The 22,112-nt window shown below is 65.8% G+C and carries 18 protein-coding genes; 7 read left to right on the top strand and 11 right to left on the bottom strand.

Going from position 1 to position 22,112, the window contains the following annotated elements; all coding sequences use genetic code 11:
- The first annotated feature begins 100 nt into the window (after positions 1-100).
- The 3 genes from V5F77_RS13565 to V5F77_RS13555 all read left to right on the top strand — a co-directional run bounded on the left by V5F77_RS13565 (position 101) and on the right by V5F77_RS13555 (position 2,080).
- Positions 101-415 (top strand): hypothetical protein, encoded by a 315-nt coding sequence (locus V5F77_RS13565; protein WP_429005888.1) that lies wholly within the window; start codon positions 101-103, stop codon positions 413-415.
- Between the two features lie 206 nt (positions 416-621).
- The gene (msrA, locus tag V5F77_RS13560; RefSeq protein ID WP_429005887.1) at positions 622-1,278 is read left to right on the top strand and encodes a peptide-methionine (S)-S-oxide reductase MsrA; all 657 of its coding nucleotides are present in this window, start codon (positions 622-624) and stop codon (positions 1,276-1,278) included.
- A gap of 115 nt (positions 1,279-1,393) precedes the next feature.
- Positions 1,394-2,080 carry a fumarylacetoacetate hydrolase family protein gene (locus V5F77_RS13555; protein ID WP_429005886.1) on the top strand — a complete coding sequence of 229 codons (687 nt, stop codon included), beginning with the start codon at positions 1,394-1,396 and terminating at the stop codon, positions 2,078-2,080.
- A 272-nt stretch (positions 2,081-2,352) separates the two neighbouring features.
- On the opposite strand, the gene V5F77_RS13550 is transcribed toward V5F77_RS13555, so the two are convergent.
- Positions 2,353-3,114 (bottom strand): hypothetical protein, encoded by a 762-nt coding sequence (locus tag V5F77_RS13550; RefSeq protein WP_429005885.1) that lies wholly within the window; start codon positions 3,112-3,114, stop codon positions 2,353-2,355.
- A 170-nt stretch (positions 3,115-3,284) separates the two neighbouring features.
- Here V5F77_RS13550 and V5F77_RS13545 point away from each other — a divergent pair, with 170 nt between their 5' ends.
- Both V5F77_RS13545 and V5F77_RS13540 read left to right on the top strand, forming a co-directional pair.
- Positions 3,285-3,599: a hypothetical protein gene (locus V5F77_RS13545; protein ID WP_429005884.1), complete on the top strand. Its 315-nt coding sequence runs from the start codon at positions 3,285-3,287 to the stop codon at positions 3,597-3,599.
- A 155-nt stretch (positions 3,600-3,754) separates the two neighbouring features.
- On the top strand, positions 3,755-4,885 hold the full coding sequence (locus tag V5F77_RS13540; RefSeq protein WP_429005883.1) for a zinc-binding metallopeptidase family protein: 1,131 nt from the start codon (positions 3,755-3,757) through the stop codon (positions 4,883-4,885).
- Between the two features lie 148 nt (positions 4,886-5,033).
- Here the strand turns inward: V5F77_RS13540 and V5F77_RS13535 are convergent, their stop codons facing one another.
- The gene (locus tag V5F77_RS13535; RefSeq protein WP_429005882.1) at positions 5,034-5,405 is read right to left on the bottom strand and encodes a hypothetical protein; all 372 of its coding nucleotides are present in this window, start codon (positions 5,403-5,405) and stop codon (positions 5,034-5,036) included.
- 213 nt (positions 5,406-5,618) lie between these two features.
- On the opposite strand from V5F77_RS13535, the gene V5F77_RS13530 reads away from it, so the two are divergent.
- Positions 5,619-6,560: a 2-hydroxyacid dehydrogenase gene (locus V5F77_RS13530; protein ID WP_429005881.1), complete on the top strand. Its 942-nt coding sequence runs from the start codon at positions 5,619-5,621 to the stop codon at positions 6,558-6,560.
- Positions 6,561-6,630: 70 nt separating this feature from the next.
- Here V5F77_RS13530 and fghA read toward each other — a convergent pair whose 3' ends face one another.
- The 7 genes from fghA to V5F77_RS13495 all read right to left on the bottom strand — a co-directional run bounded on the left by fghA (position 6,631) and on the right by V5F77_RS13495 (position 16,480).
- Positions 6,631-7,467: an S-formylglutathione hydrolase gene (gene fghA / locus V5F77_RS13525; protein WP_429005880.1), complete on the bottom strand. Its 837-nt coding sequence runs from the start codon at positions 7,465-7,467 to the stop codon at positions 6,631-6,633.
- A complete protein-coding gene (locus V5F77_RS13520; RefSeq protein WP_429005879.1) occupies positions 7,467-8,579 on the bottom strand; it encodes an S-(hydroxymethyl)glutathione dehydrogenase/class III alcohol dehydrogenase in 1,113 nt (370 codons plus the stop codon). The genes fghA and V5F77_RS13520 overlap by 1 nt, the downstream gene beginning before the upstream one ends.
- Positions 8,580-8,696: 117 nt before the next feature.
- Positions 8,697-11,201 carry a magnesium-translocating P-type ATPase gene (gene mgtA / locus V5F77_RS13515; protein ID WP_429005878.1) on the bottom strand — a complete coding sequence of 835 codons (2,505 nt, stop codon included), beginning with the start codon at positions 11,199-11,201 and terminating at the stop codon, positions 8,697-8,699.
- A gap of 24 nt (positions 11,202-11,225) precedes the next feature.
- Entirely contained in the window at positions 11,226-11,999 is a 774-nt protein-coding gene (fabI, locus tag V5F77_RS13510) for an enoyl-ACP reductase FabI (RefSeq protein ID WP_429005877.1), read from the bottom strand.
- The gene (locus V5F77_RS13505; RefSeq protein ID WP_429005876.1) at positions 11,996-13,186 is read right to left on the bottom strand and encodes an acetate/propionate family kinase; all 1,191 of its coding nucleotides are present in this window, start codon (positions 13,184-13,186) and stop codon (positions 11,996-11,998) included. The genes fabI and V5F77_RS13505 overlap by 4 nt, the downstream gene beginning before the upstream one ends.
- Positions 13,183-14,589 (bottom strand): bifunctional enoyl-CoA hydratase/phosphate acetyltransferase, encoded by a 1,407-nt coding sequence (locus V5F77_RS13500; protein ID WP_429005875.1) that lies wholly within the window; start codon positions 14,587-14,589, stop codon positions 13,183-13,185. Before V5F77_RS13500 ends, V5F77_RS13505 begins: the two co-directional genes overlap by 4 nt.
- Positions 14,590-14,596: 7 nt before the next feature.
- Positions 14,597-16,480 carry a PHA/PHB synthase family protein gene (locus tag V5F77_RS13495; RefSeq protein WP_429005874.1) on the bottom strand — a complete coding sequence of 628 codons (1,884 nt, stop codon included), beginning with the start codon at positions 16,478-16,480 and terminating at the stop codon, positions 14,597-14,599.
- Positions 16,481-17,049: 569 nt separating this feature from the next.
- On the opposite strand from V5F77_RS13495, the gene V5F77_RS13490 reads away from it, so the two are divergent.
- Positions 17,050-17,616, top strand: a complete 567-nt coding sequence (locus V5F77_RS13490) for a Dps family protein (protein WP_429005873.1) — start codon at positions 17,050-17,052, stop codon at positions 17,614-17,616.
- A 93-nt stretch (positions 17,617-17,709) separates the two neighbouring features.
- Here V5F77_RS13490 and V5F77_RS13485 read toward each other — a convergent pair whose 3' ends face one another.
- Positions 17,710-19,017 carry an HdeD family acid-resistance protein gene (locus V5F77_RS13485; protein ID WP_429005872.1) on the bottom strand — a complete coding sequence of 436 codons (1,308 nt, stop codon included), beginning with the start codon at positions 19,015-19,017 and terminating at the stop codon, positions 17,710-17,712.
- 281 nt (positions 19,018-19,298) lie between these two features.
- Positions 19,299-22,037: a DNA ligase D gene (gene ligD, locus V5F77_RS13480; protein WP_429005967.1), complete on the bottom strand. Its 2,739-nt coding sequence runs from the start codon at positions 22,035-22,037 to the stop codon at positions 19,299-19,301.
- Positions 22,038-22,112: the final 75 nt, after the last annotated feature.

Raw genomic sequence — 22,112 nt, 5'->3', positions numbered from 1 at the left:
GCCTTTTGCGCGCGTCCTGGTTCAACCCCACCGCCGAGTGCGCTAGGAAGGAACATCGAACCGCGCGCCTCCCGCGCCGGGCGTGCCAGCGCGAGACGCGATGTTCCGCTTCCTGTTCCGCTTCTTCGGCTTCTGGGTCCTGGCCGGCGGCTTTGTCGCTTTGGTGGTGGATGGAACCCGCTCCATCGCATCCAGCCGGCTGATCCTCACCTCGACCCAGGATGCCTGGACCGCCCTGTCTCCCACCACCTTCGCCGCCGCGCAGGCCAAGATCGCCGCCCTTTCGCCACTCGCCTGGAGCGATGCGGCGGTGCCGGTGCTGGGGTTGCCGCTGTTCCTGCTGCTCGCCATCGTCGGCTTTGCCTTGCTCGCCCTCGGCCGGGTGCGCCAGCGCTCCCGCTTCCTGGCAAACTGACACTTGGCGTCGGGCGCAGCCTGCCCCCTCGCGAAAACGGCCCGCACACCCCATATTGGGCATCGAGACGTGCGAGCCCGTGCCGGGCGAGCTGCGGGCGCAAGGTCAGCCCGGCTCGTTCCAGGCGGTCGCGACGGCCTCCTTCACCCATTGAGCGCCCGGCGCCCGCCCTGTGAGGCGCGGTGCGGCGCAGACGAGGAGCCGCCATGTTCTGGTCGAAAAAGTCGCTGAACCTTCCCTCCCCCACCGAGGCCCTGCCGGGCCGCGCCGAGCCGCTGGCGACCGCGCGGGAGCATTTCGTCAATCACAAGCCCTTGAAGGGCCCCTATCCCGAAGGCCTGGAGACCGCGGTATTCGCGCTCGGCTGTTTCTGGGGCGCGGAGCGCAAATTCTGGCAGGTGCCGGGCGTCTATGTCACCGCCGTCGGCTATGTGGCCGGCGCCACGCCCAATGCCACCTATCAGGAAGTCTGCACCGGCCGCACCGGCCACACCGAAGGCGTGCTGGTGGTCTATGACCCCGCGAAGGTCAGCTTCGCGGACTTGCTGAAGGTGTTCTGGGAGAGCCACGACCCCACCCAGGGCATGCGCCAGGGCAATGATATCGGCACCCAATACCGCTCCGGCATCTATGTCACCGACCAGGCGCGACAGGCGCAGGCGGAAGCCTCCAAGGCGGCGTATGAGGAAGCTCTGAAAGCCAAGGGATTTGGCCCCATCACCACCGAGATCGGCGATGCCGGCCCGTTCTTCTTCGCCGAAGAGGATCACCAGCAATATCTCGCCAAGAACCCCGCGGGCTATTGCGGGCTTGGCGGCACCGGCGTCTCGTGCCCGATCGGCCTCACCGCCGCCGCCGAATAAAGCTTGCGCGACATGACGTAGGGGCGGCGCCCCGGATCTGATGTTCCGGGGCGCCGCGCCTCTTTCCAAACGCCGGAGCCGCGTTTAAGCGGAGGGGCCTCTGAAGGAGCGTTCCATGGCCTTCGTCATCCCCGCCCCCGCCGTTCCAAGCCTTGCCGTTGCGGGATCGCAAGATCTCTTCCCGGTCCATCGCATCTATTGCGTCGGGCGCAATTTCGCCGACCACGCCATCGAGATGGGGCACGACCCCAATCGCGAGCCGCCCTTCTTCTTCCAGAAGAACCCGGACAATCTGATCCCGAGCGGTTCCACCATCCCCTATCCCAAGCGCACTGCCGACCTGCATTTCGAGGTCGAGATGGTGGTGGCGCTCAAGGGCGGCGGCGAGGACGTGCCGGTCAGCGAGGCCTTGGACCTCGTGTATGGCTATGGCGTCGGCCTCGACCTGACCCGCCGCGACCTGCAGGGCGAAGCCAAGAAGCTGGGCCGGCCGTGGGAAGTGGGCAAGGCGTTCGAACAATCCGCCCCCTGCTCCGCTCTGGTGCCGGCCGACCGCATCGGTCATCCCGATGCCGGCCGGGTGTGGCTGAGCGTCAACGGCAAGCTGCGGCAGGAGGGCGACCTCAACCAGATGATCTGGAAGGTGCCGGAAATGATCGCCACCCTCTCCACCCTGTTCCGCCTGGAGCCGGGCGACCTGATCTTCGCCGGCACCCCGGCGGGTGTTGGCCCCACCGTCTCCGGCGACGTGCTGGAAGGCGGCGTCGATGGCGTCGCGGGCATCAGCCTCACCATCGCCTGAGCGGGCGCGGCGCGGGATCTGTCTTGGATCCCGCTTGGCCACCCCTCCGGCCCGACCTCTCCCCGAGGGGGAGAGGTCGCCCGCTTGCGGGCGGGTGAGGGGGCAAGTGCGCACCCCTCCGGAGGGACAAAAACTTCGGTATGACGAAGTTCGCCGGAACTTGCCGAACATTGCGCGTCAAAGGCAATGTTCTTGCGTTCTCCACGCGGTTCTTCTTCGCCCGCGGGCCTGTTTCACGTGAAACACAAAGCCTGTGAGCGCCGCCGGGCCGCTCAGCCCTTCTTGGTGAGCAGCTTCTTCGGCCGACGCTGGCGCGCCACGTCGAACAGGGAAAAAGTCCTGTTCACATAATTGGTTACGCCGGACATGGCATCGATATGGTTGCGCAGGTCCGGCGTCATCTCCGCCTCCACCATGCGGATCGGGCGCGAGGGGTCCACGGTCTCGAAACGGGCATAGAACAAGGGTTCTCCCCGCTTGATGACAATGTCTTTTTTCGGCTCGAACCACTCGAAGGCCCACATGAGCTGGCGCGGCCAGTTCTCGATCGGGAAGCGACCGCTAATCAGCACCCCCGGCAGCGGATTGGGCCGGTAATGATTGAACGGCGGGAGCTGGTTGATGTAGATCGGCTCGTCGGCAACAAACACATAGGGCGTCATGAGCTGCAGGATCGGCCGCTCCGGATGCCGCCATTCCTTTGCCGAGACGAGGCTGATCATCTGCCCGAGGTGCTTTGCCCGGATGTTTGACTGATCCCCGGCCGCGTTTACCAGGCTCGGCACGCGGGTCTTCTCGTCCACATGGAATCGCAGATGCATGTCGATCGGCGAGACCACTTCGAACAGGCGCGCGTCATGGTCGATGACGGCCGGGCAATAGCGCACGGACTTGGGGTGCCGGACCGCCTGCTCCTCCCGCACCACCTTGCGCGGCGCCTCCCAGATGAAGGTGCCCTTGTTCTGGTCGAACAGCCACCCCACTTCCGCAACCCGGCTCGGAAGCCGCACCGCGCGCCCAAACAACTTCATCATCGTGCGTCCCGAAAACCCAGATCTTGAGGTCTAAGCACAAATCGGTTCCTTGAAAAGCAGGCGCTACCGCGCGCCGGCACGATCAGGGCGCTGGCCTTATTGGTGCCATGCTCGCGGCAGCATAAACACCCTCACGGCCCGCACCGACGCATCGGCCCCAGGAGTACCAGATGGCAGCTGAAGCGGGCAAAGCGCTTTCTTCCAAGGACGCCAAGGCGCGCGGCGCCGCGCGCTTCCTGTTCAGCGTGCTCAGCTTCGCGATGGCCCCCGCCGGCATTGGCATCGGCCTGCGCGTGTTCGGCCACTTGACGCTGCGCGCCTCGTTGGGCTGGGCCATGCTGTGTTATCCGTTGATCCTCGTTGCCGCAGTGATCCTCGGAGTGTCGGTCATGTTCCGTCCGGCCGCCGGTTCGCTGATGCCGGAAGAACCGCGCCCCATCACCGAAGCTGAAGCCGAAAACGTGCAGGATCCGATCATCGGCTGAGCTGCCGGTCGGTGTCGTCTTTGAGCACGAGATGCGGCGAACCGCCCCAAGCCGCTTGCGATTGGAACAGAAGCATGGCTGCGTCGTCCTTTACAGCGGACGCCGGCGGCGGCGTGCGCACGTCTGTCTCCACTCCAGACCGTTCGAGACCCGCCATGAAGCTGTTCGAGTGTCAGAACTGTCGAAATCCCGTGTTCTTCGACAATACGGTGTGCATGAATTGCGGCCATCGCCTGGGCTACCTGCCGGAACGGCACACCATATCGGCGGTGGAACCGGATGACGGCACGGCCTGGACCGCGCTCGCCGACCGCAGCCGCCCCTATCTGTTCTGCGACAATGCCCAATATGACGCCTGCAACTGGTTGATCCCGGCGGATGCCGGCCGCACCACCTGCGAAGCATGCCGCCATAATCGCACGGTGCCGGACCTCTCGATCCCGGAGAACCTGGTGCGCTGGCGCAAGATGGAAATGGCCAAGCACCATCTGTTCTATTCCCTTCTGCGCTGGGGCCTGCCGATGCCCGACCGTACGGAAGAGCCGGAAAGCGGCCTCGCCTTCGACTTTCTCGCCGACGTAACCATGCCGAGCGGCGACCAGGAACGCGTGCTCACGGGCCACGACAATGGTGTCATCACCATCAATATCGCCGAGGCGGACGATGCCGAGCGCGAATTGCGCCGCACGAGCATGAAGGAGCCGTACCGGACCCTGCTGGGCCATTTCCGTCATGAGGTCGGGCATTATTACTGGGATCGGCTGGTCCGCGACGGTCAGAAGCTGGACGCGTGCCGCGCCATATTCGGCGACGACCGCCAGGATTACGGCGCCGCCCTCCAACGCCATTACGACAACGGCCCCCCGGCCGGATGGCAGGATGCCTTCATCAGTTCCTATGCCACCGCCCATCCGTGGGAGGATTTCGCCGAGACCTGGGCGCATTACCTCCATATGGTGGACGCGCTGGAAACCGCAGGGGCCTTCGGCATCAAGCTTCAGCCAAAGGTGCGCAAGAACGCCGGGCTTGCTCTTAATGTGGACTTCAAGCCCTATCAGGCGAGCGATGCGGCAGAACTGGTCGAAGCTTTCGTGCCGCTGACCGTGGCCGTGAACTCAATCAATCGGTCTATGGGGCAACCCGACCTCTACCCGTTCGTACTCTCGCTTCCGGTGACGCAAAAGCTGCAGTTCATCCATGAACTGGTGGCAGGCGCGGAGCGGCTGTCCGCACCCGCGCCGCAGGGCAGCGGAGCGATGGCGAGCATCGCCGAACAGGCAAGCTGAAAAAGAAATGCCCCGCTCTCCGGGGGGAAGAGAGCGGGGCCTTGGGGGTCACCGTTGGGGGACGGTGATATCCTGAGAACGCGGGCCAGCAAATCGGGTTCCACCGATTTCAGAATTTTTTCGTTTCCTTCGTCCGACCCGAAAAGGCTCAGTTCAGGCTGGCGCGCTTGGCCTTGGCCATACGCGCCTTGGAGGTCGTCTTGACCGCGGAGAGCGCGGGATCCTGCGCGGCATCGGGGGCGCGCATCGGCGCAACCTTTTGTGCAAGAGCAGCCTGGGCGCGGATCTGCCGCAGCACCGGCGTCAAAAGTTGGTGGGCCAGCGCGAGGCCTGCCGCAACGTCCTCTTCCGAGGCGCCTTCCTGAACGAAATTGAGCTTGGCGCGCAGAGCCCGCTCAAGGTGGTCGACATCGTCGCGATGCTTCCCTGCGACCATCTCCGCCCCAAGGAGGCGGATCAGATTGAGCAGAGCCGCGAGGGTAACCTTCGTAACGGCATCGATATTGGTTTGATCGGGCATATGCCCCTCCATGAGAAGACCCGAATTCCGTCCTTGGCGTGCCTACCTCACCGGCACCACTATCCTCCCATCGTGCGCGTTCCGCACGAAAAGTTTCGTTACCGGGTCTCCTGCGACGCACTCCTGGGTAGCAGGCTGGCGCGAAACTGCCCCAACTCGCAGTGGCGGGTCACGCAGCAGCAGGCTATTTACCGGCAATATTCGGGGGTACGCATGAGCGTTACGGAACGGGCATTGGTGTTCTACAGCGGCGTCGACATCGCCGCCCCATGGGCGGAGGCGCTGCGGGCCCACATGCCCGACCTCGACGTGCGCATTGCACCGGATACCGGCGACCCTGCGGAAGTCCGCTACACCCTCGTTTGGAAGCCTCCGCACGGATTTTTCCAGCAATTTCCGAATCTTGAGCTGGTGGTGAACCTCGGCGCCGGGGTCGATGCCCTGGTGGCGCGGGACGATCTGCCGGATGTGCCCATCACCCGCGTTTCCGACCCCGACATGGGGCGAATGATGGCCTCCTTTGTCCTGTTCGCGGTGTTACGCCACGCCCGAAACATACCCACCTTCGAGCGGGCCCAGAAAGAGCACCGCTGGCACTACGTCCATCCCCGCACGGCCGACGAGATTACAGTCGGAGTGCTTGGCCTCGGCGAACTCGGCGCCATGGCGGCGCAGGAAGTCGCGCGCCAAGGCTTCAACGTGCGCGGCTGGTCGCGCTCGCCGAAGGATCTGCCCGGCATCACCTGCTTCCACGGCATCGATTCGCTGGAATCTTTCCTTGGGGAATGCGAGATCTTGGTGGTGATGCTGCCGCTCACCGGCGAAACCCGGGGCCTTATCGACGAAAAACGCCTGTCCCAACTCCCGCATGGCGCGAAATTCATCAATGTTGCGCGCGGCCCGATCGTCGACGAGCCGGCCCTGATTGCCGCGCTCCAATCGGGCCAGATCGGCGAAGCGACGCTCGACGTGTTCGCCCACGAGCCGCTGCCGCCGGAAAGCCCACTATGGGCCATGGATAACGTACTGATCACGCCGCACTTGGCGTCCATCGCCATTCCCAAGTCGGCGGCGGCGCAGATCGCCGAGAACATCCGCCGCGTGCGCGAGGGGCGCGAGGTGCTGAATCGGGTCGATCCGAGCCTTGGATATTGACCGCCGCATGCGCGAGGCGCCGCCATTTTTTGCGGGCGCCTCGCGTCTTTCAAAGACCGGCCGCGCGAAATCAGACCTTCAGGCGCGCGGCGTGCCAGGCGACATGGTCGGCCATGAAACTGGAAATGAAATAATAGGAATGGTCATACCCCTCGCGCATATGCAGCGTGAGGGGGATGCCGGCCGTGGCGCAGGCCGCTTGCAGCAGCCAGGGCCGCAGGCCGTCCTCCAGAAAGCTGTCCGCCGCGCCCTGGTCCACCAGGAATTCAGCAAAGCGGTGGCCATCCTTGATCAGGGCGCAGGTGTCATAGGCGCGCCACGCGGCCTCGTCAGGGCCAAGATATTTCTCGAAGGCCGGCCGCGACCATCCCGCATCCATGGGATGGACGATGGGGGCGAAGGCTGAGCAGCTTTTGAACCGGCCGGGAGTCTTCAGGGCTAGCGTCAGGGCGCCGTGCCCGCCCATGGAATGACCGAAGATGCCCTGGCGGGCCATATCGGCCGGAAAATTCGCCGCGATGAGAGCGGGAAGTTCCTCGCCCACATAGGACGCCATGCGGTAATTTGCGGCGTAAGGCGGCTCGGTCGCATCCACATAGAAGCCGGCGCCGCAACCAAACTGCCAATTGTCCGGCTCGTCCGGCACATCGGGGCCGCGCGGGGAGGTGTCAGGGCATACGATCATGATGCCGTGCTCGGCGGCGGCGCGGCGATATTCGCCCTTCTCCATCACATTGGCATGGGTGCAGGTGAGGCCGGAGAGATACCACAGCACGGGCACGGGACCCTGTTCCGCCTGTGGCGGAACATAGACCGCGAAGGTCATGGGGCATTTGGTTTCCACTGAGGCATGGCGATAGACACCCTGCACCCCGCCGAACGCCTTCGCCCGCGAGAGAGTTTCCATCAAAACAGCACCACCGAGCGGATCGACGTGCCCGCATGCATCAGGTCGAAGGCGGTGTTGATCTCTTCGAGCGGCATGGTGTGGGTGATCAGGGGGTCGATCTGGATCTTCCCCTCCATGTACCAGTCGACGATCTTGGGCACGTCGGTGCGGCCCCGCGCGCCGCCGAAGGCCGAGCCGCGCCAATTGCGCCCGGTGACCAATTGGAACGGCCGGGTGGAGATTTCCGCCCCCGCCGGCGCCACGCCGATGACGATGGAGGTGCCCCAGCCGCGATGGCAGCATTCCAGCGCCTGGCGCATCACATCCACATTGCCGGTGCAGTCGAAGGAGAAATCGGCGCCGCCGTCGGTCAGGTCCTGGATGGCGGAGACCACCTTGTCGGTCCCCACGTCGCGCGGGTTGACGAAATGGGTCATGCCGAACCGCTTCGCCATCTCCACCTTGGCGGGATTGATGTCGACGCCGATGATCTTGTCGGCGCCCACCATGCGGGCGCCCTGGATGACGTTGAGGCCGATGCCGCCGAGGCCGAACACCACCACGTTCGCGCCCGGCCACACCTTGCCGGTATAGACCACCGCGCCGATGCCGGTGGTGACCCCGCAGCCGATGTAGCAGATCTTGTCGAACGGGGCATCCTCGCGCACCTTCGCGAGCGCGATCTCCGGCAGGACAGTGAAGTTGGAGAAGGTCGAGCAGCCCATGTAATGGAAAATCTCGCCGCCATCGCAGGAGAAGCGGCTGGTGCGGTCGGGCATCAGGCCCTGCCCCTGGGTCGCGCGGATCGAGGTGCACAGGTTCGAGCGCTGCGAGAGGCATGTCTTGCACTGGCGGCATTCCGGCGTGTAGAGCGGAATCACATGGTCGCCGACCTTCAGCGAGGTCACGCCCGCGCCCAGCTCGCGCACGATGCCCGCGCCCTCATGACCGAGAATAGCCGGGAACTTGCCCTCGGAATCGAGCCCGTCCAACGTATAGGCGTCGGTGTGGCATACGCCGGTGGCCATGATTTCCACCAGCACCTCGCCCGCCTTGGGGCCGCCGATCTCGATGGTCTCGATGGTGAGGGGCTTCTTGGCTTCCCAGGCGACCGCAGCGCGCGTCTTCATGGCGTTCTCCGAGAGATGGATGCCCGCCGCGCGGGCCTGCGCTCCTATAGCTTCCTTCTTTCCGACAGGGAATCGCGTTTGCGACACGCCGTGCCGCCTTCGGGAAAGCAGATCCGCCTACCCCTTCTTCATGGCGAAGCGCTTCAGTCCCTCGGCCATGACGAGATAGCCGACCACCAGCAAAGCGAGGCCACCCAACATGGCCGGCGGCAGCAGGGCGAAGCCGAACCAGGCGCCGAACGGCGTAAAGGGCAGCGCCATCGCCACCAGCAGCGCGCCGAGGGAAGAGCCGGCAAGCAGGGGGTGGGGCAGGTCCGCCCAAGGGCGCGCCCGGGTTCGGATAATGAAGATGACGAGGATCTGCGTCGCCATGGATTCCAGGAACCAGGCGGTGCGGAACGCCTCGGGCGTCGCGTTGAACAGGAAGATCAGACCGCCGAAGGTGAGCAGGTCGAACACCGAGGACAGCGGCCCCATAATGGCCGCGAACCGCACCAATCCCGACATGTCCCATACCTGCGGCCGCGCCAGTGCCTCGGCCCGCACCCGATCGAACGGGATGCCGATCTCCGAGAGATCGTAAAGCAGGTTGTTGAGCAGAATCTGGGTCGGCAGCATGGGCAGGAACGGCAAGAACAGGGACGCCGCCGCCATGGAGAGCATGTTCCCGAAATTGGAACTGGCCGCCATCCGCACATATTTGAGGATGTTGACGAAGGTGCGCCGCCCCTCCTCCACCCCGTCGGCCACCACGCCGAGATCGCTTTCCAGCAGGATCATGTCCGCCGCCGCCTGGGCGACCCCGGTGGCACCCGCCACGGAAAGCCCGATATCGGCGGCCTTTAGGCCTGGCGCATCATTGATGCCATCGCCGAGGAAGCCGACCACCGCGCCCCGCGCCTGCAGCGCCTTGACGATGCGCGACTTCTGATCCGGCGACAGGCGGCCGTAGGCGTCCACCTTCCGCACCCGCACCGCGAGCGCCGCATCGCTGAGGGTCGCGACATCGGCGCCGGACAAAACCTCGTCGGCATTCAACCCGACCAGCCCGGCAAGGCGCTTGACGACCACCGGATCGTCGCCGGAGAGGATTTTCAGCCGCACGCCAGCCGCCGCGAGCCGCGCGATGGCGGCGGCTGCGGTGGCCTTGGGAGGATCCGCGAAGGCGCACAGACCCTCGAATACCAGGCCGATTTCATCGGCCACGGTAAAGTCGCTCGGCGCACCGCCCCAGGGCTTTGAGGCCACCGCCACCGCCCGCAGGCCATCTCCCGCCAGAGCCTGCACCAGCGCATGCGCCCGCCCCTGGGCGGTCTCGTCCAGCGGAGCCCCGTCGCGTCGCATGGTGCAGAGTTTCAGCACCGCCTCGGGCGCACCCTTTACGATCACACGCCGGCCTTCCGGCCCGTTCGCCAACACCGAACCGATGCGGCGGGAGAAGTCGAAGGCGTGCACCTCTTCCAACGTCCAGCCCGTCGCCGCATCCGGGCGACATTCCAGCAGAGCGGCGTCGAGCGCTCCGCGATCACCGCCGAGGCGGGCCGCAAGCGCCGCGAGCGTGGCGGCGCGCGGGTCTTCGGCGCCGGAGGGATCAAGGCTTTTTGCCAGCGTGATGTGGGCTTCGGTGAGCGTGCCGGTCTTGTCCGTACACAGCACGTTCATGGCGCCGAGGTCATGGATCGCCGCCAGGCGCTTCACGATCACCTTGCGCGCCGCCATGCGCAGGGCCCCGCGCGACAGAGTCACGGTGGTGATCATGGGCAGCAGCTCGGGCGTCAGGCCCACCGCAAGCGCCACCGCGAACATGAGGGATTCCAGCACCGGCCGGCCGAACAGCATGTGCGCTGTCAACACCAGCAATACCAAAGCCAGGGTCAGGCGCGCTGTCAAAAGCCCGAAGGCATGCAGATCCCGCTGGAACGGCGATGGGGTCTGCACCTCCGCGAGTGCTGACGCGGCTTCACCGAACAGGCTGTCGCGGCCGGTGCGGACCACCAGCGCCAAAGCCTCCCCGGTCTGCGCCACGGCGCCGCGAAACACCGCATTGTCGGCTTCCCCCGCCAGGGAAGAGGCGACGATGCCCGGCTGTTTGCGCACCGGATAGGGCTCGCCGGTCAGAGCTGCTTCATCGCAAGTGAAGGCATTTGCCTCCAGCACCCGCGCATCGGCCGGGATGATGTCGCCGGCGCGGATGCGCACCAGGTCGCCCGGCACCAAATCTGCGACGAACACATCGCAAAATGCGCCGTCGCGCCGGGCTTCCGCCTTCACGGCGACCGAGCAGCGCAGCATCTCGGCGGCTTTCAGCGCCTGACCTTCCTGTACCGTGTCGAGAATAATGGAGAGACTGAGGATGGCGAGGATGATGGTCCCGCCCACCGCATCTCCGGTCGCCACCGAGACCGCGCCGGCCGCCAGCAGGATCAGCGAGAGCGGCTCCAGCAGCCGCCGTATCACGGCACGGACCGCACCGATCTTCTTGGGCTGGCTGTCCGAATTGGCACCGAAGCGGGCACGCCGCTCTTCGACCTGGGCTGCACTCAAGCCGTCCGCCGTGCAGCCAAGGCCGCTCAGCATGGCATCGACGGACAGGCTCCAGAACGGTTTTTCCTGTGAAGCCATGGCGTCCCGGAACCCCCTCGCCCGTCAGGCAACGATGTGGAAGCCCGCGTCCGCATAAACCACAGAACCGGTGAGCGGCGCCCCCGCCTCGCTCACCAGGAACGCCGCCACCTTGCCAATCTGCTCGGTGCTGACAAGGTGTTTGGCCGGGGTGCGGGTCCGCACCTTGTCAAGCAATTCGTCGAAGCGATCGATACCGGACGCGGCGCGGGTCTGGACTGGGCCTGCGGAGAGAGCATGGACGCGGATGCCAGCCTCCGCGAGGTCGGCGGCGAGATAGCGCACGGTGGATTCCAGCGCCGCCTTCACGGGACCCATGAGATTGTAATTGTCCACCACCCGCTCGCTGCCGAAGAAGCTCACGGTCTGGAGCGAACCGCCGGTCTTCATCAGCGGCAGGGCGAGCTTGGCCATGCGGATGAAGGAATGGCACGACACGTCCATGGCCATGGCGAAGCCCTCGGCGGAACAGTTCACCAAGCTTGTGTGCAGGTCCTCGCGCGGGGCGAACGCAATGGAATGGAACACGAAATCCAGGCTTCCCCATTGCCGGTCGATGGTGGCGAACACCTCCTCCAGTTGGCCCGGAATGCGCACGTCACACGGCACGATGATGGACGCCTCCAGGGTCTCCGCCAGCGGCCGCACATAGGGGATCGCCTTCTCGTTGAGATAGGTCACCGCCAGCTCGGCACCCGCGGCATGGAAGGCGCGGGCGCAGCCGTGGGCGATGCTCTCGGCATTGGCGATGCCGACCACGAGGCCGCGCTTTCCCGTGAGGTCGACAACGGCACTCATCGCACGGGCTCCAGACGCTGGATGATGTGGACCGCCTCGTCGGCGATCACCTGTTCCTCGTCGGTGGGAATGACGAAGACCTGAACCTTGCTGTCGAGGGTGGAGATCAGCGCCGCGTTGGCGGCATTGCTCTCGGGGTCGAGCTTCATGCCGAGCCAGCCGAGATGCGCGGCAACAGCGCTGCGGATCGCACCCTGGTGCTCGCCGATGCCAGCGGTGAAGACGAAGCCGTCGAGCCCGCCCAGCGTATTGGCCAGCGCCGCCGTTTCCCGGGCGATGCGGAAGGCGAAAAGTTCGATCGCCTCGCGCGCTTCCTCCGCATGGGAGGCGAGCAGGGCCCGGGTATCGCCGCTGATGTCGGAAACGCCCAGCAGGCCGGAGCGGTGGTAGAGAATGTCCTCCACCTCTTCGAGCGGACGCTTCTCCTGCTTCAGCATGTGGATCACCACGCCCGGATCCAATGTCCCGCAGCGGGTGGACATGGGAATGCCGTCGAGGGTCGAGAAGCCCATGGAGGTGTCGCGACTGATACCGCCGGCCAGCGCGCACAGGCTGGCGCCGCTGCCGAGATGGGCCACCACCACCCGGCCGCCACAGGTGGGATCGTGCCGCCCGAGCTGGCCGGCAATGTATTTGTAGGACAGGCCATGGAAGCCATAGCGCTTGATGCCAGCGTCGAACATCGCGCGCGGCAGGGCGAAGCGGCGCACGACATCGGCCTGGGTGCGATGGAAGGCGGTGTCGAATGAGGCCACTTGAGGCAGGTCCGGGCGCAGGTGATGCAGCGCCCGGATGAGACGTACGCTCTGCGGCTGGTGCAACGGCGCGAGCGGCGTGAGGGCGCAGATGGCCTCGAAGGCCTCGTGGTCCACAAGCACAGGGCCACCGAAATGGTCGCCGCCGTGCACCACCCGGTGGCCGACGGCCGTGAGGCCGGCCACGCCGAAATGCTCCACCAGCCAGCGGAGCGTCTCGTCGATCACTTCGCGCAGATCCTCGGTGACGGCGGACATCAGCGGAATGTCGGTCACCTGCCCACCCTCGCTGACGCTCAGCGTCAGGGGCGTGTGGTGCAGGTCGATGATGCCCTTGCCGAGCCGGCGGGCATGGTCGTCCGCCACCGCGAACAGGCCGAGCTTCAAGGTGGACGAGCCCGGATTGAAGGTCAGGAGGATATGGTCACTCACACCGTCACCCCATCGAGATGGGGTTGGCCGGCGACCGAGAGTTTTGCCAGAGCCACCGAGGCGAGACGCACCTTCAGCGAATCCGACCGGCTGGTGAGGATGATCGGTACCCGCGCCCCGAGCACAAGCCCCGCCGCATCGGCGCCGGCCAGATAGATCAATTGCTTGGCAAGCATGTTGCCCGCCTCCAGATTGGGCACCAGCAGAATGTCCGGCTGCCCGGCGACGGGGGAGACGATCTGCTTGATGTGCGCGGCGTCGAGGCTGATAGCATTGTCGAAGGCGAGCGGCCCGTCGACCTTTGCGCCGGTAATCTGCCCGCGCGCCGCCATCACGGTAAGCGCCGCCGCATCGAGTGTCGCCGGCATGTCCGGATTCACCGTCTCCACCGCCGCCAGAACCGCGACCAGCGGCTCGGGAATGCCAAGGCGGTGCAGCAGGTCGATGGCATTCTGGCAGATGTCGCGCTTGTGCTGCAGCGTTGGTGCGATGTTGATGGCCGCGTCGGTGACGATCAGCGGCTTGGGATAAGACGGCACGTCGAGGGCATAGACGTGGCTGATGCGCCGCTCGGTGCGCAGGCCGGAGCCGGAGGCGACCACGGCACCCAGCAGTTCGTCGGTATGCAGGCTGCCCTTCATGAGCGCCGCGCATTCCCCCGATGTGGCGAGTTCGACTCCGCGCATGGCCGCGGCATGGCTGTGTTCCACGGATACGATGCGCAGACCGGCAAGGGAAACGCCGGCCTTCTCGGCGGCCGCGCGGATCTTGTGCTCGGGGCCGATGAGGACAGGTTCGATCAGGCCTTCGTCGCGCGCCTCGACCGCCGCCTGGATGGCTTCCGTGCTGCAGGGATGGACCACGCCGACGATCATGGGCGGCAGGGAACGGGCACGCTGGACGAATTCGGAATAACGCTCGCCGCCCCGCAGCAGCACTTCCGGCACCGCCATGCGCGGCAGGGAGAGCTTCTCCGCGGGCGCGATCACGGTGGCTGTGCCGGTGAGCACGTCGGCGCCGGTCTGATTGGTGCAGCGCGTGTCGAACAGGACGATGCGCTTCTCCGGCTTTTTCTCCAGCACCGTCACGGTGGCGGTGATGGTATCGCCGGGGGCCACAGGCTTGCGGAAATGCAGGTCCTGCGCGAGGTAGATCGTGCCCGGCCCCGGAAGCTGCGTCCCAAGCAAGGTCGAGATCAGCCCCCCGGTCCACATGCCGTGGATCACCACGTGGCCGAAGATGTCGGTGGCGGCATAGGCTTTGTCGAGATGGGCCGGGTTCACGTCGCCCGAGACGGCGGCAAACAGCTCGATGTCCTCATTCGTGACCATTCGCGTGAGCGAGGCGCAATCACCCACGTTCAACTCGTCGAACGTGCGGTTCAATAGCAGGGGCGCGTTCATTTGGCTCTCACGCTTGCAGGACATAGGTGCCGGGAGCGTCGGCGAGCGCAGGATAGCCCGCACCCGGCGCCCCCATGGGCGGAGGAGACACAAGGCCCGGCGAGGACTGGCGGGCGAGCCAGCCCTGCCACGCGGGCCACCAGGACCCGGCCTCCGGCACCGTGTCGGCGAACCATTCGTCGGGTCCGAGGCAGGTGTCCATGGAGGCCTTGTGGCGGAGGCGGAATTGACGGTGCGGATGGCCCGGCTCGCTGACGATGCCGGCATTATGCCCGCCGCTGGTCAGCGCGAAGGTGATGTCGGTGTCGGCGAGGTAGTGGATCTTATAGACCGAGCGCCATGGGGCAATATGGTCGCGTTCCGTGCCGACGACGAAAATCGGCACCCGGATGTCCTGGATCGCGATCGGATGGCCGTTCACCACGTAGCGGCCGGACGCGAGGTCGTTGTTCAGGAACAGCTTGCGCAGATAATCCGAATGCATCTTGTAGGGCATGCGGGTGGCATCTGCATTCCAGGCCATCAGGTCGTTCATGGGATAGCGCTCACCCATGAGATAATCGTGCACCATGCGGGACCAAACGAGGTCGTTCGACTTCAACAACTGGAAGGCGCCGGCCATCTGGCTCGAATCCAGATAGCCGCGGTCCCACATCATGTCCTCCAGCAGGGCAACCTGGCTATGGTCGATGAACAGTTCCAGCTCGCCCGGCTCGGTGAAGTCGGTCTGGGCGGCGAACAGAGTCATGGAGGCGAGGCGAGCATCGTCTGCGTCCGCCATCGCGGCTGCCGCGACCGTGAGCAGCGTGCCGCCGAGGCAATAGCCGACACCGTGGATGCGCTCGCCCGGCACTACCGCGTTGACGGCGTCCAGCGCCGCGGCCACGCCGAGCTGGCGGTAATCCTCGAAGCTCAGGTCGCGGTCCTCGGCGGTGACGTTGCGCCAGGAAATGGCGAACACCGTATGCCCCTGCCCCACCATGTAGCGGATCAGCGAATTGTTGGGTGAGAGGTCGAGGATGTAATATTTCATGATCCAGGCCGGCACGATCAGCACCGGCTCGCGGTACACGCTCTCGGTTGCCGGGCTGTACTGGATCAGTTCGATCAGGCGGTTGCGGTAGATCACCTTGCCGGGCGTCGCGGCAACGTCGCGGCCCACCTTGAAGTCCTCGACGCCCAAAGGCGGTTTGTGAGCCCGCTTGCGGGCGAGATCTTCCATCAAATTCTTCGCGCCGGCGACCAGGTTCGCGCCGCCGCTATCGATGGTTTTTTGCGCCACATCCGGATTGGCGAACGGCAGGTTGGCCGGCGAGGCCATGTCCAGAAGCTGCCGGGCGGTGAAGGAAACCACGTCGGCGTGGTGCGGCGCCATGCCCGGCACGTTGCTGGTCGCTTCCTGCCACCATTGCTGGGTGCGCAGAAATCCCTCGCGCCAGATGGAATAGGGCCAGCGGGTCCACCCCTCGCTGCGGAAGCGCTCGTCGCCGGTCACCGGGCCCGCAGCCTCGAAGGTCGTCGGCGCCGCCGGATTGAGCAGGTGGGCGGCGAATTCGCGGGCACCGAACATGGCTTTCAGCGCCAGCTCCGTGCGCTTTCCGGGCGCCGAGGCAAGATGCAGCGCCCAATCGGTATAGGCGAGCGTAAGGGCAGCGGGTGACAGCCCCCCGGTCATCTCGGCGACGGCCGCTCCGACGCGCCGGTCGAACAGGCAGAGGCCCTCGTGATCGAGACACGCGCTGTCCACGGAAGGCTCCAGCGGCACCTCGTGTGCGGGCGGTCGTGACGGTGCGGGCGGTTGCGATGTGGGCTGCCCGGAAGGCGCCGCCGGGGAGGGAGTAGCGGAGGGCGCATTCGTATCGCTGACAAGCCTCAGGACCGTCTCTGGCATGTTCGCCTCGCCTTCAGATATGTGCCGAGTCCTGCAAGTCTACGCCAGGCCCGGCCGAACGGTTGCATTGATCGCGCCTGATACTGCGCAGGGGACGGATTCCACCAGCGATCGTGCCTCACACCCGGCTTCACGCCGTGCACGGGAACGGGGCGAGCAAGGCGGGCGCTTGGCCAAGCAGCCCGTCAATGCAGCGGCAACCTAGCGATGCCGCGTGCACTGCAACAGCCTCGGAAACTACGTAAACACGGCTAGCATGTCGGCTAAGTATTTAAAACCAAGGCAGATATACAAACCGCGTGAAAACCGGCAGCGCCGGCTTGACCTTGCGGAAGAGAAGAGTTGCATGGGTCCTGCCTATGCAGGAGATGGAACTTGGCCGTAGATGTGGACTTGTTAGCTTTTGGCGGCGCGACACGCGGAGAGGCGAGAATGCATCGATGTACGCATAGGCCGCGCGCCGCGTTTCCGTCCCTGCGCTTCCCGACGCGCCGCATGCCGCGCCGGCCGTGCCCCCTGTTTCCCACGTGAGGCCGGCCGATGCCGCCTCAGACCACAGGAGCTGTCAGATGAGTGACGCAAAGTCCCAGCCGCAGAAACCCAAGAAGGGGAAGGAGGAGGCGAAGCCGTCCGTCAAGTCGCGGGTCACGGCTGCGCTGCAGACCCGCAGCAATTTCTCCACCAACGCGGTGCAGGACATCACCGGCGCGCTGAACACCCTGCTTGCGGATGTGTTTGTGCTCTATCTCAAGACCAAGAACTTCCATTGGCACATGTCGGGCCCGCATTTCCGCGACTATCACCTGCTCTTGGACGAGCAGAGCGACCAGATCTTCGCCATGACCGACCCGATCGCCGAGCGGGTACGCAAGATCGGCGGCACCACGCTCAAGTCCGTCGGCCAGATCGCCCGCCAGCAGCGCCTGCTGGACAATGACGCGGAGTTCGTGACCCCGCAGGACATGCTCAGCGAACTACGCGACGACAACGTGCAGCTTGTCGCCTCCATGCGGGAGGTTCACGGCCTATGCGATGAAAACGAGGATGTCGCCACGGCCAGCCTGCTGGAAAACTGGATCGACGAGGCCGAGCGCCGGGCGTGGTTCCTGTTCGAGACCACCCGCCGCACGGTTTGATCGCGCAGAGCGCTTGATCCCAAGGGCCGGTCCGCCGGCCCTTGGGCCACTCTGCACAAGCGCCTTGTGCGAGCCGTTTTCCCCTGCGTTCAGCTAGCGGTGCCGGGCGACCCCGACATCGGTTCTGACGGGTCCCAAGCGGGGCGGTCCGATGAGCACGGAGAGCGCGCGGGCATAGTCCAGCACCAGGCCAGGCGTCCAGGCCATGGCCCCCGCCCGATGGCGCAGCATGCCGGCAATCCACAACTCGACGCTGAAGGCCAGACGCAGCACGAATAAGAACGAGCGCGCCTGTTCCTCGAACACACCCTCTACCCCGGCGTCGAGCGCCTTCGCCACCACGCTGGAACAATTGCGGTTGGTGAGGTTGTAGGTGGTATCGCAGCGATACTGGGTCCAGAATTCCCGCACCGCCGCGCCATTGAGCCCGGCCAGGCGGACCTCGAACGTGGACGGGCACCAATCGGCGCTCTCTTGCACGTAGCTCGGCTGAAACACGCCCGACACGTCGTTGTCTGAGGTCGCCCGCAGCACGCGGGAAAAATCGCTCGGCGAGCGGTCGATCTCCTGGCCCGGATAATGGCTGATATAGACATCAGGTGGCAGCTCCAGCGCGGCATGGCCGGTGGAGATGATGCCCTTCTCATCGCGTGCCGCGATATAGCGGCTCACGCCGTGGTTGAGCGAGACCATATGCCCCGTGGGCGTCCACACATGGACGATGACCGTGTCCCGCTCGGTCTCCTCCATCGGCTGGCCGTCCGCCGCCGTGGCGCCGGACTGCAGCGCATTGCTCCAATCCATGCGCGGCCAGCCGCGGCTGAGGATCGTCGAAATCGGCATGTCCTCCGGCAGATGGCGGATGCGCAGGGCGAGCGCGCATATGCCGAAGCCCGAGACCATGATCAATTGCCCAACGTCCGCGCCCACTTCCGCCTGCCATTGGGTGGGCCAGGGAACGAGCGACCACAGGCCCAGCAGGAATTCCACGCCGGCGGCGACCAGCGACATGCGCCAACCTGAAAAACGCACGACCACCGCGCTCACCCCCCGCAGCGTCGCGTCGGCGATCAGGAACCCGCCGACGAGGAAGCCGATGATCATGTCGCTGTGCCAGGGCGCATCGATCAGCAGCAGGCCGATGACCAGAAACACCAGCCCCTTGGCAAGCCGCAACGGCCGCGTGCCGCCGATCCCGCCCAAGAAGGTGACCAGCGATGCACTGCCATCGATCAGCAATGGAAGCGCGAAGAACGTGGGGGGGATGCGGATCTCGTCGATAAAGGCATCGGCGAAGAACAGCAGCCCGAGCGTCAGCCAGAGTGCGCCCGTCAGCGCCAAAACCCACCACCGGCGCCGCACCAACCGGGCGCCAAGTACAAGTAGGAAAACCTGAATCACGCGGTGAGTACTCCGTCAAAGCACCGCCGACAGGCGCTCGCTGATTTATTTCAGGGCTACGCCGGAGTGTCGAGCACGAATGAAACCGAAAGATACCTTCAAGAGAAGGGTGGGTTAGCCCGCCTCCGCCCCCTATGCGGAGCTTAAGCTACGGCTCCTGGAGCCGGAGCATGGAGATGATCACCAAGCCCTTCCCCCTCGACTCGCTTGGCCGGCGCCTGCGCGAAAGGGTGAAGCGCAAGGAGGTTCGCTGACGCGTCCCTGAAGGGACAACGATTAGACTAGCCCTTGGCGAGACGCTTGAGCGCGGGCGCAAGCGGCTTTGCCGCCGCGTCATACTCCGCCCAGGGCTTGCGCGTCGAAAGCAGCTCTGGCGCGGTGCGCACCGTGAAGCGCTTGGGATCGAGCGTCTCGTCCACCTCCTCCCATAGCAGCGGCATGGAAACGGTGGCGCCCGGCCGCGCCCGAGGCGAGAGCGGCGCCACCGCCGTCGCCATGCGGTCGTTGCGCAGATAATCGAGGAAGATGCGCGAGGTGCGCAGCTTCTTGGCCATGTTCACGAGATAAAGCTCCGGGGCGTCGCGCGCCATGCGGGCGCAGACCTCGCGCGCGAACCCCTTCGCCTGCGACCAGTCCGGTCCTCCGGATCTTGGCGCCGCGAGCGGCACCACCACATGCAGCCCCTTGCCCCCCGTGGTCTTGCACAAGCTCTCAAGCCCGAGGTCCGCCAGCGCGTCGCGCATCGCGAGGGCGGCCGTGACCACAGCGGAAAACGCCACCTCCGGCCCCGGATCGAGATCGAACACCAGCCGCCCCGGAACCTCGGGCCGGCCGGGCGCGCAGTTCCATGGGTGCAGTTCCAGCCCCGCCACCTGCGCCACCGCCGCGAGCCCTTCCACGCGGTCGATCTGCAAATAGGGCTTGCGATCACCCGAAACGGTCACAAGCTCCAGCAGGTTCGATGTGCCTTTCATGGCGTGGCGCTGGAAGAAGGTCTCGCCGCCGATCCCATCCGGCGCGCGAACGATGGAGCAGGGACGCCCCTTGATGTGCGGCAGCATCCAGGCCCCCACCGCCTCGAAATAGCGCGCGAGATCGAGCTTCGTCACCGGCACTTCGTCATCGGCGTCAGGCCAGAGCGGCTTGTCGGGATTGGAGAGCAGCACGCCCATGACCTGCGGCCTGCCTGAGGAAACCGCCCGCGCAGAAGGTTTCGGCGTGGCTTTGGCATCAGGCGCCGGTGCCTTGCCCCGCCCTGCGCCCTGCGCGGGAAGGGGGATCTGCGTCTCCTCCACCGGCGCGGGACGCTCGGCTTCCACCTCGGCGGCCGGCTTGTCCTCGCGCAGCGCCTTGAAGGCGGCCTGGCGCACCATGCCGGAGGTGGTCCAGCCGGCGAATTCCACCTCCGCCACCAGCTCGGGCCGGGTCCAGTGCACGCCCGCTTCCTTGCGCGGGGCGGTCTTGCCCGAGAACGGCGATGTCTGCGCCTCCACCGCCTGCAGGCGCGGCAAGAGCGTGCGCACCTTGGCGGCGCCATATCCTGTGCCAACGCGGCCGAGATAGACGAAATGGTCCGCGCGATGCACGCCCACCAGCAGCGAGCGGAATTGGCCGTTTGTGGTCGCCCAGCCGCCGATCACCACCTCATGGCCGGCGCGGCACTTGGCCTTGGTCCAGGCGCCGGTGCGGCCCGAGGCATAAGGCGCGTCCCGGCGCTTCGAGACGATGCCCTCCAGGTCGAGCTGGCATGCCGAGCGCAGCACTGCATCGCCGCTATTGTCCAGATGCTCGACATAGCGGATGCGCAGCCCGTCGCCATGCGCCGCCAGCAGGGCCTGAAGGCGCTGCTTGCGGGCTTCCAGGGGAAGGCTTCGCAGATCCTCACCCGCCTCGAACAGCAGGTCGAAGACGAAATAGACCAGATCCTTTGTGTGTCCTTCCGACAGCGCCACCTGGAGCGCGGGAAAATCCGGCGCGCCGTGGGCGTTGAGCGCCACCACCTCGCCGTCGATCAGCGCATCGGGAAGACTTTGTGCCGCTTGCGCGATGGCGGAAAAGCGCGCGGTCCAATCGAGGCCGGTGCGCGTGCGCAGGACTGCCTTACCGTCTTCCACCCGCATCTGGATGCGATAGCCGTCGAGCTTGATTTCGTGCACCCAATCCCTGCCCACCGGCGGGCGCTCCAGCGAGGTGCAGAGCTGGGGCGGAACGAAATCCGGCATCGTGGCGGCCCCGGCGAGTGCGCCTTTGCCGGACGCGCCCTTGCCGGCGCGGGCCCGTGCGGGCGCCGCCGCGCGGGCGGATCGCACCACGGCGGACCCGGCGGCGCCGGCCGTCGCGGCACGCTTCTCGGCGGCCAGCCCGGCGCGGGAATCCCACACCGCATCGGCGGCGATCTTGCTGGCGCGCGCCGTCATGAAGGGGGTGGGCGCCGGGCCTTCGCCGGCGGCGATCTCCGCCATGCCGCGCCCGGAGGCGACCGAGCGATCTTGCTTCAGCAGCGCATCCTTGTCGCCGGGATGGGCGTCCGCGTCGCGATGCTTGATCAGCAGCCAATTGGTGCGCTTGCCGCCCGTGCGATCGGTCTTCATGCGCACCAGAACATAGCTGCCGTGCAGCTTTTCCCCATGGAGGGTGAATTTCAGGTCCCCCTTGGCCAGCGCCTCTTCGGGGGAAAGACCGCCCTCCACCTCCCAGGTGCCGCGATCCCACAGCATTACCGTGCCGCCGCCATACTGGCCCTTGGGGATGGTGCCTTCGAAATCACCGTAGTCGAGCGGATGGTCCTCCACCTCCACGGCGAGGCGCTTGTCGGCCGGATCGAGAGAGGGGCCGCGCGTCACCGCCCAGGACTTGAAGACACCGTCCAGTTCCAGGCGAAAATCATAATGCAGCCGCGTCGCGTCGTGCTTCTGAATCACGAAACGTCGCGTCTCGGCAGGCGCGATGGTCTCGGCGCCGCTCGGCTCGGTGGTCTTCTGGAAATCGCGCTTGGCGCGATAGCTGGAAAGCGTGTTCATCGGTGCCACGTTCATCTCCGCCTGATGGAACGGGAACTCGGCTTGAGCCTAAGGGTTCATTGCGCAAGGGTGCAA

This window comes from Roseixanthobacter psychrophilus (assembly GCF_043195195.1).
In the GTDB taxonomy this organism is placed as follows: domain Bacteria; phylum Pseudomonadota; class Alphaproteobacteria; order Rhizobiales; family Xanthobacteraceae; genus NCEH01.
This window is presented reverse-complemented; position numbering and strand designations above follow the sequence as displayed.

Coding starts and splice junctions, on each gene's coding strand:
- V5F77_RS13530 (WP_429005881.1), top strand. CDS start 5,619: ATGAGCGTTACGGAACGGGCATTGGTGTTCTACAGCGGCGTCGACATC.
- V5F77_RS13565 (WP_429005888.1), top strand. CDS start 101: ATGTTCCGCTTCCTGTTCCGCTTCTTCGGCTTCTGGGTCCTGGCCGGC.
- fabI (WP_429005877.1), bottom strand. CDS start 11,999: ATGAGTGCCGTTGTCGACCTCACGGGAAAGCGCGGCCTCGTGGTCGGC.
- V5F77_RS13500 (WP_429005875.1), bottom strand. CDS start 14,589: ATGAACGCGCCCCTGCTATTGAACCGCACGTTCGACGAGTTGAACGTG.
- msrA (WP_429005887.1), top strand. CDS start 622: ATGTTCTGGTCGAAAAAGTCGCTGAACCTTCCCTCCCCCACCGAGGCC.
- mgtA (WP_429005878.1), bottom strand. CDS start 11,201: ATGGCTTCACAGGAAAAACCGTTCTGGAGCCTGTCCGTCGATGCCATG.
- V5F77_RS13545 (WP_429005884.1), top strand. CDS start 3,285: ATGGCAGCTGAAGCGGGCAAAGCGCTTTCTTCCAAGGACGCCAAGGCG.
- fghA (WP_429005880.1), bottom strand. CDS start 7,467: ATGGAAACTCTCTCGCGGGCGAAGGCGTTCGGCGGGGTGCAGGGTGTC.
- V5F77_RS13540 (WP_429005883.1), top strand. CDS start 3,755: ATGAAGCTGTTCGAGTGTCAGAACTGTCGAAATCCCGTGTTCTTCGAC.
- ligD (WP_429005967.1), bottom strand. CDS start 22,037: ATGAACACGCTTTCCAGCTATCGCGCCAAGCGCGATTTCCAGAAGACC.
- V5F77_RS13555 (WP_429005886.1), top strand. CDS start 1,394: ATGGCCTTCGTCATCCCCGCCCCCGCCGTTCCAAGCCTTGCCGTTGCG.
- V5F77_RS13550 (WP_429005885.1), bottom strand. CDS start 3,114: ATGATGAAGTTGTTTGGGCGCGCGGTGCGGCTTCCGAGCCGGGTTGCG.
- V5F77_RS13520 (WP_429005879.1), bottom strand. CDS start 8,579: ATGAAGACGCGCGCTGCGGTCGCCTGGGAAGCCAAGAAGCCCCTCACC.
- V5F77_RS13490 (WP_429005873.1), top strand. CDS start 17,050: ATGAGTGACGCAAAGTCCCAGCCGCAGAAACCCAAGAAGGGGAAGGAG.
- V5F77_RS13535 (WP_429005882.1), bottom strand. CDS start 5,405: ATGCCCGATCAAACCAATATCGATGCCGTTACGAAGGTTACCCTCGCG.
- V5F77_RS13495 (WP_429005874.1), bottom strand. CDS start 16,480: ATGCCAGAGACGGTCCTGAGGCTTGTCAGCGATACGAATGCGCCCTCC.